This window comes from Ruminococcus sp. HUN007 (genome assembly GCF_000712055.1).
In the GTDB taxonomy this organism is placed as follows: Bacteria; Bacillota; Clostridia; order Oscillospirales; family Ruminococcaceae; genus HUN007.
Window position 1 is genome coordinate 1,249,416 of sequence record NZ_JOOA01000002.1, and the last position, 12,775, is coordinate 1,262,190.

Annotated in this window: 12 protein-coding genes; 1 reads left to right on the top strand and 11 read right to left on the bottom strand. The window is 43.3% G+C overall.

Features of this window, described 5'->3' with window-relative positions; all coding sequences use genetic code 11:
* Positions 1-232 precede the first annotated feature (232 nt).
* The gene (locus CC97_RS09545; RefSeq protein ID WP_044974780.1) at positions 233-1,291 is read right to left on the bottom strand and encodes an FkbM family methyltransferase; all 1,059 of its coding nucleotides are present in this window, start codon (positions 1,289-1,291) and stop codon (positions 233-235) included.
* Between the two features lie 149 nt (positions 1,292-1,440).
* Positions 1,441-1,854, bottom strand: a complete 414-nt coding sequence (locus CC97_RS09550; RefSeq protein WP_044974781.1) for a PH domain-containing protein — start codon at positions 1,852-1,854, stop codon at positions 1,441-1,443.
* A 213-nt stretch (positions 1,855-2,067) separates the two neighbouring features.
* On the opposite strand from CC97_RS09550, the gene CC97_RS09560 reads away from it, so the two are divergent.
* A complete protein-coding gene (locus CC97_RS09560) occupies positions 2,068-3,078 on the top strand; it encodes a DUF5688 family protein (RefSeq protein ID WP_044974783.1) in 1,011 nt (336 codons plus the stop codon).
* Positions 3,079-3,214: 136 nt separating this feature from the next.
* Here CC97_RS09560 and nrdG read toward each other — a convergent pair whose 3' ends face one another.
* The 9 genes from nrdG to ftsW all read right to left on the bottom strand — a co-directional run bounded on the left by nrdG (position 3,215) and on the right by ftsW (position 12,723).
* The gene (gene nrdG, locus CC97_RS09565) at positions 3,215-3,742 is read right to left on the bottom strand and encodes an anaerobic ribonucleoside-triphosphate reductase activating protein (protein WP_044974784.1); all 528 of its coding nucleotides are present in this window, start codon (positions 3,740-3,742) and stop codon (positions 3,215-3,217) included.
* Positions 3,742-5,871 carry an anaerobic ribonucleoside-triphosphate reductase gene (nrdD, locus tag CC97_RS09570; protein ID WP_044974785.1) on the bottom strand — a complete coding sequence of 710 codons (2,130 nt, stop codon included), beginning with the start codon at positions 5,869-5,871 and terminating at the stop codon, positions 3,742-3,744. Before nrdD ends, nrdG begins: the two co-directional genes overlap by 1 nt.
* 329 nt (positions 5,872-6,200) lie before the next feature.
* A complete protein-coding gene (locus CC97_RS09575; RefSeq protein ID WP_044974786.1) occupies positions 6,201-7,544 on the bottom strand; it encodes a hypothetical protein in 1,344 nt (447 codons plus the stop codon).
* Between the two features lie 293 nt (positions 7,545-7,837).
* Positions 7,838-8,962: a cell division protein FtsZ gene (ftsZ, locus tag CC97_RS09580; RefSeq protein ID WP_044974787.1), complete on the bottom strand. Its 1,125-nt coding sequence runs from the start codon at positions 8,960-8,962 to the stop codon at positions 7,838-7,840.
* A gap of 235 nt (positions 8,963-9,197) precedes the next feature.
* Positions 9,198-9,395: a hypothetical protein gene (locus tag CC97_RS20150; RefSeq protein WP_156036860.1), complete on the bottom strand. Its 198-nt coding sequence runs from the start codon at positions 9,393-9,395 to the stop codon at positions 9,198-9,200.
* Positions 9,396-9,522: 127 nt separating this feature from the next.
* A complete protein-coding gene (locus tag CC97_RS20155; RefSeq protein WP_156036862.1) occupies positions 9,523-9,687 on the bottom strand; it encodes a hypothetical protein in 165 nt (54 codons plus the stop codon).
* Positions 9,665-10,201: an FtsQ-type POTRA domain-containing protein gene (locus CC97_RS09585; RefSeq protein WP_044974788.1), complete on the bottom strand. Its 537-nt coding sequence runs from the start codon at positions 10,199-10,201 to the stop codon at positions 9,665-9,667. The genes CC97_RS20155 and CC97_RS09585 overlap by 23 nt, the downstream gene beginning before the upstream one ends.
* A gap of 46 nt (positions 10,202-10,247) precedes the next feature.
* Positions 10,248-11,372: an undecaprenyldiphospho-muramoylpentapeptide beta-N-acetylglucosaminyltransferase gene (gene murG / locus CC97_RS09590; RefSeq protein WP_044974789.1), complete on the bottom strand. Its 1,125-nt coding sequence runs from the start codon at positions 11,370-11,372 to the stop codon at positions 10,248-10,250.
* Between the two features lie 22 nt (positions 11,373-11,394).
* On the bottom strand, positions 11,395-12,723 hold the full coding sequence (ftsW, locus tag CC97_RS09595; RefSeq protein WP_081850065.1) for a putative lipid II flippase FtsW: 1,329 nt from the start codon (positions 12,721-12,723) through the stop codon (positions 11,395-11,397).
* Positions 12,724-12,775 lie beyond the last annotated feature (52 nt).

Sequence of the window (12,775 nt, forward strand, 5' to 3'; positions counted from 1 at the left end):
GACAATTATTATGTATTTTCTTCCTTTTCCTCCGGTGCAGTCCGGAGTCCTAATATATATAATATTACAAACCGGCGAAAAATGCAAGTGATTTCTTATATTCCTGCAAAAATTCTTTATGTTTCAATAATAAGGGATGCTTTTAAAGCATCTGAATTATAGATAATATATAAACGCCTCTTTAATTATCCTCTTTTCTGCAGGTTTTTGGCTTTTGAAATTTAAAAACGCATCATATTGCATAGAGATTGGTTTCCCATGCAGGAATATACGGCTGGTGTCTTATGTAGAGCTTATAGTCAGGGTGAAGGCTCAGGACTTTCAGCGGAAGATAAAAAATGTCCCTGTTTCTGTGGTAAAGCGAGATCATGAGTTTCGGTCTGAAGGTCTTTATGGTGTTCACTGCTCCGTTTATCGCTTCGTCCTCGGCTCCCTCAACGTCCATTTTGATTATATCCGCCCTGCCTCCTGCAAGAATGCTGTCAACTGAACGTGCTTCCTTCGGCTTTCCCGTCTGACTTACTGCTGACTGCCTTCCTGATTTGTCAGCAAACATAAGCACGGTGTCTCTGTCCCAGACCGCACAGTTGAAGATCTCCACATTTTCCATTCCTTCTGTTGAAAGTGAGAGTTTTTTAAAATTCCTTCTGTCCGGTTCGAGGGCATAGATCTTTTCATATTTTCCGTCCGTAAACTCAAGAAGCTCGGAAACAGTGTCACCGGTATAGGCTCCGAGATCAACGTACACTTCATTTCCGGACGGGCGGATTATACCGGTATACACTTCACTTTTCGGAGTTGTAATGCCCTTAAGGTACTCTGTCTTTCCGCTTATTCTGAAATTTATCACGTCGGCAAACACTTTGCGTGAAAGGTCATCCGCAAGGGCCTCATATACCCTTTCAAGCTCATCAGCATGTTCAAGACAGTATTCGTAAGTAAACAGTCCGCCGCCTTCTATCGGCACGTCAGGAGCATAGAGCGTGTGCTCCTCAGCCATGCCTTCTATTTTTTCAATAAGCGAATCATATCCGGCTGCGAAGGCAAGCACTATGACGAAGTCATCTTCTTCCGCACACACCTCAGAATATTTTTTTACCTTATAGCCCATAAAGGAATGGCCTCTTACAAATTCATCGCTTGCAAAGAATCCCTTTACCTCTATCCCGTATTCCGCAAACACTGCCATTATCTTTTCCGCACCGTTTCCCATGCCGTAGATATACAGCGGTCTTGTTTCCTCTTTCAGTGCCTGCCAGCAGGATCTCTTTTCTGTAATAAATGAAAGCATATATTATCCTCTTTCCATTGCTGCTTTTCCGTTCCGGAAACTATTCCTCTCCGGAATGTTCCTGAACGGATCTGCTCTTTTTCAACGCGAAAAAAAAGGGCGATAATTCTATCACCCTCTGGTTACATAAATCAGTTACTCTTTTCGTCTCAGTCGTTCAGACCGTCGTGATCCAAATCACCGTCGCCGTGGTCACAGTAGTGGCCCGGGATCATATCTCTGCCGCGGATACCGTACTTGTCACGTTCCTCGTCGATCTCCTTATCAATCATCTCAGATACTTCATACGGCTTTTTGATGTGCTTTATCTCCATTTTCGGAGTATCGGTATCACGTGAGAAAACAGTGATTGTACCGCAGCCGAATAACCTTTCGCCTAAAGAAAGCGTAAGCTTTTTATCAGTTATCTTGTAGATGTTGATTTCATCTTCAGCTATATTGAAAAAACCTGTACGGCATATTATCTTCTTGTCTGTAAGAAAATATCTTGTAAATGATATCGGAAGTCCGAGAAATGTTCTTTTCTTGTCTGTCCAGATAAAATCAATGTGTTTTTTACTCATTTTTGCTCCCCCTGTTTTACTGTTGATTCTATTTATAATTATAGAGTTTAAGAGTCCCATTGTCAACAAGAAATATTTACAAGGCTATTTTTGCAAGGGATTTTATGAAATTATTTTTCAGAAAATGGTTGACAAAATTTGTTTTATGTGTTATTATGGATTTACTGGATTTGCAAACCCATATCAATCAGTAATTTACAAGGAGATTTTAGAATGAACTGTAACATATTTACAAGTACTCTTGAGGAAAACCTGAGAGAATCAAAGGAGATCAGAGAAACACACGCTGTGCTCACCATGCACCGCAAAGGTGAAAAGGCGGCACCGGATGACACAAAAACCCGTCAGTTTATCAGGGAAACCAACATGAAATACTTCCGTATCGAATACGAAACACTGCTCGGAGACTTTGCAGTATTCGACCTGGGAAGTGAAGACCGGAACGGAACCGGTGCGATCATTCTGAAGGTGGCATCCCTCAGAAAAGTATACGAGGAAAAAGGCTGGGACGCGGTCATCAGCATCGCCGCCGAGAACATACGATACGCACAGTACATAAAAAGTTCTGCCGGCAGTATTACCGACTCGCTCTTTTCCTACGAAAAGATAAAGGACAGACTTATAATACGTCCTCTGAACCTTAAAAGCAACAGAACGAAACTTGAAGGCTGCGTCTACAGGACATTCGAGGACATTGCCCTTGTCCTGTATGCGATCGTTCTTGACGACAGTGAAAACGGTATTCTCAACACCATAAAAGTTCCGTATATCGTTTTCGAGGAGTGGGGTATCGACTTCGATGAGCTTCTGAAGATCACAATGAAAAACACAAGCAGCTATGCTTTGCCGAGACTGTACACAAACATTTTCGACATTGAACGCACTCCGGAACCGGAAAGCGCTTTCATGTCAAAGGACTTTAAAACCCGCAGGCTAAAGCCGGACAATACGGCACTTGTCACCACAAGCAGAAAGACCAACGGAGCAATTGCAATGTTCTATCCGGGTGTGAAGGAAAAACTGGCGGAAATGTTTGATGACAGCTTCTATGTTGCATTTACCAGCATACATGAAGCGATGATCCACAAAAAGGGCTCAATAGATCCTGCAAGCATAAAACGCAATGTAACTGAGACAAACAGGATCTTCGGTCCGGAGGATACTCTTTCTGACAGTGTATTTTTCTTTGACAGAAAATCCGGATCATTTGCAGCGGTCGTCTGATAAGCCTGCGGGATCATGACCTGATCAGTGTTCCCCTTATTTTACGTGAATTTTGACTTTTAGTTTGTTCGACAATATTTTTTTCACTGTGACAAGAAAAAGCCTGCGCAGCATATACTGTACGCAGGCTTGTTTTTTATTCCGGAAGTTCATAAAGAACTGTTTTTCCCGATGAAAGCGAAGCTTTTACATCGATTATTCTCTGGTTTTCCGAACCGCGGAACCGCAGTCTCAGGTTTTTCTGTTCCTCGATGAACTCACCGTCCACAAGGACGTCGATGTACGAAAGCAGCTCTGCGGTAACTTCGCATACTGCCCTGCCCTCACCTGTGAGTTCCGTGTCAAAGGTATAGCCTGAGTAAAACCAGATGTCCTTTTCAGGATAAGTCTCTCTGACCTTTTTTATAAAAGGGAGAAGCGCTCTCTGATTGACTTTTTCCATAGGCTCACCGCCGAGGACTGTAAGCCCTCTTATGTAATCAGGGGCAAGTGCTTCGGTTATCTCTCTTTCGACGGCTTCATCAAAAGGTGAACCGAAGTTAAAGTCCCAGGTCTCTTCATTGAAGCAGCCTTTACAGTGATGGGTACATCCGCTCACGAAAAGTGATACGCGGACGCCGATGCCGTCGGCAACGTCCCTTTTCTTCAGCATCGCGTAATTCATTACAGATGCAGCACTCTTTCCTTGATCTCTTTTGTCTTGCCCTGGTTCCAGAAGTTTTCACCAAGATATCCGCAGGTTCTTCTTGTAACTGTCATCAGTGCGTGATCCTTGTTGTGACACTGAGGACATTCCCACTGGTTCTCATCGTTTACGATGATCTCACCGTCATATCCGCAAACGTGGCAGAAATCTGACTTGGTATTGAACTCAGCGTACTGGATGTTGTCGTAGATAAACTTAACAAGATCCCTGAGAGCATCAAGGTTTCCTGTTATGTTCGGTATTTCAACATATGAGATACATCCGCCTGTGGATATGTTCTGGAACTGACTCTCAAATGTGAATTTGTCAAAGGCATCTATCTTTTCACGAACATCAACGTGATATGAGTTTGTGTAGTAGCCCTTGTCGGTAACGTCCTTTATTACACCGAAACGCTGTCTGTCGATCTTGGCAAAACGGTAGCACAGGCTTTCAGCCGGTGTGCCGTAGAGAGCAAAGCCGATGCCGGTCTTTTCCTTCCAGCGGTCTGTTGTTTCCTTCATGTGGTGCATTACACGGAGAGCGAATTCCGTGCCGGCAGGATCAGTGTGGCTTACACCCTTCATTAACTTAGTAAGCTCATAAAGTCCGATGTATCCGAGTGACATCGTTGAGTAGCCGCCGTGAAGAAGCTTGTCGATCTTTTCGCCCTTCTTCAGTCTTGCGATAGCGCCGTACTGCCAGTGGATAGGGCTTACGTCTGAAAGTGTACCTTCAAGTGCCTTGTGTCTGCACATGAGTGCTTCATAGCAGAGTTCAAGTCTTTCGTCGAAGATCTTCCAGAATTCTTCTTCGTTACCGCCTGAAACGATACCGATCTGCGGAAGGTTGATACTTACAACACCCTGGTTGAAGCGTCCCTCGAACTTGTAGTTTCCGTTTTCATCCTTCCACGGTGAAAGGAAGCTGCGGCATCCCATGCAGCTGAATACGTTGCCCTGATAGTTTTCACGCATCTTCTTTGCTGAAATGTAGTCAGGGTACATTCTCTTTGCTGAACATTTTACAGCGAGTTCAGTGAGATAATCATACTTTCCGCCCTTGAAGCAGTTGTTCTCGTCGAGAACGTAGATAAGTTTCGGGAATGCAGGTGTAGCATTTACGCCCGCTTCATTCTTGATGCCCTCGTATCTCTGGCGGAGGATCTCCTCGATGATCATTGCATTTTCATCTGCGTATTCATCGTTCTCGTCAACGTGAAGGAAAAGTGTTACAAACGGAGCCTGTCCGTTTGTAGTCATGAGAGTGTTGATCTGGTACTGGATAGTCTGAACACCGGACTTGAGTTCGTCGCGGAGTCTTAAGTCAACGACTTTCTTTATGGTTTCCTCATCGAGAGTGTCCTTAAATTCATTCAGCATGTCACGGAGATATTTGTCTCTGCTCTTTCTGAGGTATTTTCCGAGATGGATCATGTCAACGGACTGACCGCCGTACTGGTTACTTGCAACAGCGGAAATGATCTGTGTCATTACTGTACAGGCAACCTGAAAGCTCTTCGGTGATTCGATCATCTTTCCGTTCATGACTGTGCCGTTGTCGAGCATGTCGCCGATGTTAATAAGACAGCAGTTGAAAATCGGCTGAATGAAGTAGTCGGCATCATGGAAATGGAGGATGCCCTGGTCATGTGCCATGGAAACGCTTTCCGGAAGAAGCATTCTTCTGGTGAGATCGCGTGAAACTTCACCGGCGATATAGTCACGCTGTGTGGAAGCAAGAATAGTATTCTTGTTGGAGTTTTCCTCTGCAAGCTCCTTGTTTTCGTTCTTGATAAGCTTGAGGATAGACTCATCAGTTGTATTGGCTTTTCTCAGAAGAGCTCTCTGGTAACGGTATATGATATATTTTTTTGCAAGAGTGTACTTTCCCTGACGTACAAGTTCGCACTCGATCATATCCTGAATGTTCTCAACGTTCAGAATAGTTTTTTCTGCAAACTTTTCAATGTACTTTACAATGTCTTCGATGGAATTGCTGCCGATCTTTTCACGCTCAGGAACTTCAGCATTTGCTTTTTTAATCGCCCTTACGATCTTGCCCTGGTCGTAGTCAGTAACTCTTCCGTCTCTTTTCTGAACCTTCATAAACTGCACTGCTCCTCAATATATAGTGTCGTAATTGGTCAGTGGGTACAAGATATAGTGTACGCCTTGACCATGCGATTACTATCATACAATATCTTAAGAGTTTTGTCAAGGCCATTATGTTCCATTTGAATGCAGTATATGTCACTTTTGGTCGGAAGAAAATAGAAGGCAGAACCCTATACACATAAAAATCATAGCCTGTCATTCTGACAGGCTATGATTTTTTGGAAATATAAAATTTTAATGTCTTTTTTAGTGATTATGACGTGGAATTATATTGAACACTTATAAGAAAATTGCATTCATTACAATCCCTTAAAAGATGATCAGATTCCTTCTACTTCGGCAGCCTTTGCAAGTGCTGCAAGATCGCTCTTCCACTTTTCAGCATTGCTTCCGAGTGAAGATCCGTTTCCTGATTCATTCTTCTGGCCGTTGTTTTCCTTCTTGCCGCTGTTGGCTGACTCTACCTGTTTTGTAAGAGCCTCAAGGTCATCCATAGCCCAGTTGTTGCCGCCGGTTGCCGGCTTTTCCTGAGACTTGCCGTTACCGCTCTGTTCCCTTACTATGATCTTCGGAGCAGGATTGCTCTTGATATACTCGTCAAGTGACTTCTTGTCAAACATTGTCTTGCTGTAATCAGTGATTTTTTTGTCAGCCTCGCCGACTGTCTTGCTGAGGTTCTCTTCAGCCTTGCTGATAGCATCTGTAATGTTTTTAAGGTTTTCCTTGAGCTTGTCAAGATCATTCTTGAATGAAGATCTGATCTCTTCAGAGATCTTGTCAAGTCCTGAAGCCTTACTGCTTGCATTTACGCCGATCTCTTCAGCATCCTTTTCAGCTTTCTCAACGAGTTCCTTAGCTTTTTTGTCTGCGTCAGCGATCATTTTTTCGCTCTTTTCCTTAGCTTCCTTTTCAGCAGCTTCAGCCTTTTCCTTGGCTTCCTTTATTGTCTTGTCAGCTGTTTCTCTTGCTTCTTCAGCGAGCTTGTCAGCAGCTGTCTGAGCTTCTACTGTGATCTTCTTTGCAGTGTTCTGAGCTTCAATGAATACATTTCCGATATCAAATGAGCTCTTGAACTCAGGTTCTGCTGCAGGAGCTGATTTTGCATTCTTGAGCTTGTCATCAAGATCTGCGATCTCCTTTTCTTTCTTTGCAAGGCTTTCCTTGAGTTCTTCGATCTCTTTATCCTTTTCTGAAAGCTTTGTATTGAGTTCAGCAACTTCAGCGCTGTTGTCAGAAACAGCTGCCTTAACTGCATCGGCACTGATCGCAGGACGTCCTTCGGAACCTCTTTCAGCATCGTAAAGCATCTTTTCACTCTGACGTGCTTTCTTTTCTGACTGAAGAGCTTCTTCGAGTTTTCTAAGTGTGATTGTTGTTGAATTGAGCTTGTTGGTAAGTGTTTTTACTTCAGCTTCAAGTTCGGCTTCACGGCCGCTTCCTGATGATGAACCGCCGCTGCTCTTGGCTGCGGAAAGTGCTTCTTCAGCATCTCTTAATTTATCGTTAGCCTCTTCAAGCTGTGACTCAAGAGTCTTTACCTTTTCGTTAAGTCCTTTTATTTCTGCTGTAAGCTGGTTTGTATATTTATCAACGTCGTCTTTTACATAACCCTTCTGAAGACCGCTCGTTTCTCTTAAAATCCCTAATTCGTTCTTTTCGTCCATAATTCTTTTCCTCCTGAAATAAGACATACCAGATAGTTATCTGAACACACAATTCTTAATTTACTGATAAGTTTTTATGATACATCCGGGACATATCAATTTACTGTCAGTGTCTGTTTTAAAATCTGATTCTGGTATTTATATTATACCATATAATACGGTGATTTTACAACTACTAATTATTCCCAAGCTTTATTAATCATTATAGTTTATTTTACACAAAAAACACTTTCCAAATAATGCAAAACGCACGATTATACAATCGTGCGTCGGAGTAATGATATCAGTAATGATTATTTTTTATTGTCAAGTATCTTAAAGATAGCATCAAGGTCATCTTCATCTGAAGAAGCCTTCGGAGCCGGCTTGACTGGCTGCGGAATAACAGGAGGAACTTCCTCAGCGACCGGTGCTGCCTGTACCGGCTTGTCAGCTCTTGCGTTTATAACGCTCTTTGGTTCACCGAATCCTGCAGCAATTACTGTGATGGTCATTTCGTCCTGCATGTCTTCCTTGAATGCTGTACCAAAAATGAATTCAACATCATCAGCTGCAGTATCTGTGATCATCTTTGTAGCTGTATCAACGTCTTCTGCAAGAACATCTTCTGACATTACGATGTTGATGAGAAGTCTGTTAGCGCCTGAAATTGATGTTTCAAGAAGCGGGCTTGAGATAACTGCCTTTGCAGCATCTGTTGCCTTGTCCTTGCCTTCACCGTGGCCGATAGCCATGTGAGCATAGCCTGCACCCTTCATGATCGTTGAAACGTCAGCAAAGTCAAGGTTGATGAATCCGTCATCTGTGATGAGGTCTGAAATACTTCTTACACCTGTCTTTAATATGTCATCTGCAAGTGAGAATGATTCCTTCATTGTAAGCGGTTTGTCGAGGCCGCAGAGAAGCTTTTCGTTAGGGATAACAATAAGAGAATCAACATATTTTCTGAGCTCGGCAATGCCTCTTTCTGCCTGGAGCATTTTCTGTTCTCTTTCAAAAAGGAAAGGCTTTGTTACAACAGCAACAGTGAGTATGTCCATTTCCTTAGCGATCTGTGCAACTACCGGAGCAGCACCTGTACCTGTACCGCCGCCCATTCCGGCTGTTATGAATATCATGTCAGCATCTTTAAGTGCTGATGCGATCTCTTCCTTGTTTTCCTCAGCCGATCTTTCACCGACTTCAGGCTTGTTACCTGCACCTCTGCCGCGTGTAAGCTTTGAACCGATCTGGATCTTTGAAGTTGCCTTTGAGTTTCTGAGCGCTGCTGCATCTGTATTGACTGCAATGTACTCAATGTCTGAAATACCTGAATCAGCCATACAGTTGAGTGCGTTTCCGCCGCCGCCGCCAACGCCTATAACCTTTATGTTCACTTCCGGATCGTAAGCATCGCTTTCAAAAACAAAACCTGCCATTATAATACTCCTCTCGAATGATATCACAGTAAACACCAGAGTGTGCTTTAACTGTAATAATGATTTTTATCGCTTTACGCATCTGTAAAATACATGCGTCAAATGCGTACCGGGTTTAAGCACCCAATTAAAATTCAGTTTAAATTTCCAAGTTATAATAACCCCTGATAAACATGTACTATTAGTTTATCATATTTTCATTATGATTTCAAGTAATATTTAAAAAAAACATAGATCACCATCCGGCCTGCGGTTCCGCATCGACAGGAGGAACATCTTCAGGAACTGAAGTTACTTCTTCATCTTCCTCCTCAGAAGCTTCGTCCGCTTCCGCCTCATCCGGGATCACACCGTTACCGTCAGGATCTCCGGCTGCTTCCGTACCCGGAAGTTCCGGCCTTTTCGGGATCATGGAATTTATGCTTCCGTTCACTCTCCTGTACTCTTCGTCGGAAACATATGAATATCCGAGAGAGTTTCTGTATATCAGATAACCGCTCTTGTTTTCCCTGATTTCTTCTGTGACGATCTTGTAGGCGTACTGAAGCTTGTACTCAACGTCAACAGGTTTTTTCGATTTTTATTTTTATCCTGTTGTCGTAATTAAGAACAATATCATACTTGTCACTCAGATCGATACCGACAATATTCTTTATTCCCTGCGAACTGATTTCATCAAGAATGGTCTTTAAAGCTTCGTCCTTATCCTTGTCCTTTGACTTCATGAAGGTCTTTTCGGTGTTTTTTTTCCGGATCAAAACCTTTCACGACTATAAGATTTTCATCTTCAGTTTCTTCAGAATGACCGATTATTCTCCAGTTTTCACTGACTGTCATGTAGCCGCCCCTGCATTCAACGTATGCTGCAGGCACACTCGGAACAACTTCTATTTCAACTGTATTCGGAAAATTCTTCTTTATTTTCACATCGTCGATGCACAGGAGATCGCCGAGCATTTTTTCTCTGATCTTTTCCGTGTCCATGCGGACCAGGTTTTCACCGCCGGTAAGTCCGGAGCTTTTCATTATATCTTCTTCAGAATATATCATTGTTCCGGAGCCGCTTACATTTATAGTGATGTTATGAACGTTAAAGGCAAATGTAACTGACAGTACCGCAGCTATCATCAGTGAAAGCACTATGACCAGAATATAGTATCCGGTCATATTGTTTCTTCTTCGTCTGTCACGTTTAAAATGATTATTGGTTTCCAGATTTACTTTTTTTACGTCCTGCATTTTTCAGACCTTTCAGTCAGGGAAAAGCTGAACAGCATTCCCCGGATCATGATTTCTTTACAACACTGTCTATAGTCTGCCAGATCTTTTCTGATGTATCGTCGATCCAGAGTCCGCGTGAGCATTCTGACATTTCTCTTACACGCGCCGGATCGTTGTAAAGATCTTCAATTATTTTTATAACTTCATCGCATCTGACATTTTTCTGCTCAATAACGACTGCAGCACCGGCTTTGCCGAGAACATTGGCATTATGGAACTGATGGTTTCCGGCAACTATAGGCGATGGTATAAGAATAGCCGGCTTTCCCATGGCTTCCAGTTCTGCGAGTGTCGTTGCACCCGAACGGCAGACAACAAGATCTGCAGCTGCCATACAGGTATCCATATCGTTTATGTATTCAGTGATCCTCGTCCTGTCAGACTTCATCGGAACACCGTATTTTTTCATTGCTGCAGGAAATGTATCCTTTCCCATTCCGCCGTAACCGTGAATGTGGTTTATCTTAAGATCATTTGCCCTTGTGTACTTTATGACCTCAGCCATAGTTTCGTTGATACATCCGGCACCGAGACTGCCTCCGAAGGAAAGAACTGTAAAACTGTCGTCAAAACCGAGTTCCTTTCTTGCCTCTTCCTTCGTCTTGTCGAACAGTTCAGCACGGACCGGAAGTCCGGTAACCGTATAGTCAATATCTGTTCCCAGATAATCCAGAGCTTCCTTTACAGTAAGCATGACTTTGTCAACTTTTTTGGTAAGTATCCTTGTGGTCACTCCCGGGTATGCATTCTGCTCATGGATAACTGTCGGTATTCCGAGCTTTGCCGCCTGATGGACTACAGGACCGCTTACATATCCGCCCGTTCCTATGACAACATCCGGACGGAATTCCTTTATTATCTGTTTAGCCCTCGGCATTGCTGTAACAAGATATGCAGCTGCCTCGGCATTTCTTCTGATATTTTCAAGCGAGATCTTTCTCTGGAATCCCCTTACTTTGATAGGAGCAAAATCATAACCAGCTTCAGGTATGAGTCTTGCCTCCATTCCAAACGGAGTTCCGGCGAAAAGAAACTGTGAGTCAGGTTCATGTTCCTTTATTATTGAAGCGATGGCAAGAGCCGGGTTGATGTGCCCGCCGGTGCCGCCGCCTGTGATAAGCGCTCTCATTTACTGTACACCTTTCGTTGATTTATTTTGATGATACTCTTCCGGTGCGTTTTTTCGGCGCTTTAGGAACGCCGGCTCTCTTCACGGAAGTTTCCTCATCCGGAGAATCGGAAATATGCCGCGATATATTCAGCACGATCCCGACTTCGCCGAGAAGCATCATGAGCGAAGTTCCGCCGTAGCTGAAAAACGGAAGACTGATACCGGTATTAGGTATGAGGTTACTTACAACGGCAATATTAAGAAATGCCTGGAAACCTACCTGAAGTGTAATACCGATGCATACGAGCATTCCGAACTTGTCAGGAGACTTTGAAGCAATGTAGAAGCCTCTGAAAACAAAGAATGCAAAAAGGAGAATAACTGTAACAGCACCGACAAATCCAAGTTCCTCACATACTATTGAGAAAACGAAGTCGTTTTTTGACTCAGGCAGGTACTGAAATTTCTGTCTTGAATTACCGAGTCCCATGCCGAAAAATCCGCCTGATCCGATGGCAACAAGAGACTGATATGTCTGCCATGTAACACCGGTAATATCGGAAAACGGATCGAGCCATGCCTGAAAACGGTTGTAGAAGTAAGTGAAACCTTCAACATACATTTTCCATAAAACAGCGCCCGTGATAACAGCAGCACTGCCCGCACCGATAAGCGCGAGATGAATGTGCCTTATACCGCCTACATAAATCAGTGAAAAACAGATCAGGCATATAAGGATCGAACATGAAAGATGCGGCTGAACCATGAGAAGGATAATTACCGGCGCAAGAAGAAACAGATAAGGCAGAAGTCCTTTCAGTTTTTTCAGCCTTTTAGGATTGTTTACAATAAGCGTTGAAAAAAGAATGACCATGGCGAACTTCATGATCTCAGAAGGCTGGAACTCAAAACCGCCGATACCCAGCCATCTTCTTGCTTCATTGTGTGAACGTCCGAGAGAGGTGAATCTTACAAGAAGAAGAAGCAGAAATCCGACTCCGTATATGCCGAAGGAAAGTGCACGTTTTTTCCAGAAATGATAGTCGGTCTTGGAAAGAAAGAACATTGCCACAAGACCCATCAAAGCAAATTTCATCTGTTTTTCAGCGTAGAAAATACCTTTTTCGCCTTCGCTGATGGCCCATGCGTAGCTTGCGGAGAACATCATTATAAGTCCCATTACAAGCAGAATGGTTACAATAAAGAAAAACGGAAGATCCACAGTCCCGAGCTTTCTGTCACGGACACGCCACTGGTTTATTCTCGTGATCAGCCCTCTGAAGGAAAATGGTTCACGCTTTTTCTGAGTTGTCTTCCTGCGTCTGTCTTCATTCTCTTCAATCCTGATATTAATAGAATCATTTTCCATTCAGGTCAAACTCCTTATAAAATAACCGGATGCACCGATATGTATCCGGTTG

Coding starts and splice junctions, on each gene's coding strand:
- ftsW (WP_081850065.1), bottom strand. CDS start 12,723: ATGGAAAATGATTCTATTAATATCAGGATTGAAGAGAATGAAGACAGA.
- CC97_RS09560 (WP_044974783.1), top strand. CDS start 2,068: ATGAACTGTAACATATTTACAAGTACTCTTGAGGAAAACCTGAGAGAA.
- murG (WP_044974789.1), bottom strand. CDS start 11,372: ATGAGAGCGCTTATCACAGGCGGCGGCACCGGCGGGCACATCAACCCG.
- ftsZ (WP_044974787.1), bottom strand. CDS start 8,962: ATGGCAGGTTTTGTTTTTGAAAGCGATGCTTACGATCCGGAAGTGAAC.
- nrdG (WP_044974784.1), bottom strand. CDS start 3,742: ATGAATTACGCGATGCTGAAGAAAAGGGACGTTGCCGACGGCATCGGC.
- CC97_RS09545 (WP_044974780.1), bottom strand. CDS start 1,291: ATGCTTTCATTTATTACAGAAAAGAGATCCTGCTGGCAGGCACTGAAA.
- CC97_RS09575 (WP_044974786.1), bottom strand. CDS start 7,544: ATGGACGAAAAGAACGAATTAGGGATTTTAAGAGAAACGAGCGGTCTT.
- nrdD (WP_044974785.1), bottom strand. CDS start 5,871: ATGAAGGTTCAGAAAAGAGACGGAAGAGTTACTGACTACGACCAGGGC.
- CC97_RS09550 (WP_044974781.1), bottom strand. CDS start 1,854: ATGAGTAAAAAACACATTGATTTTATCTGGACAGACAAGAAAAGAACA.
- CC97_RS20155 (WP_156036862.1), bottom strand. CDS start 9,687: ATGAAGTCAAAGGACAAGGATAAGGACGAAGCTTTAAAGACCATTCTT.
- CC97_RS09585 (WP_044974788.1), bottom strand. CDS start 10,201: ATGCAGGACGTAAAAAAAGTAAATCTGGAAACCAATAATCATTTTAAA.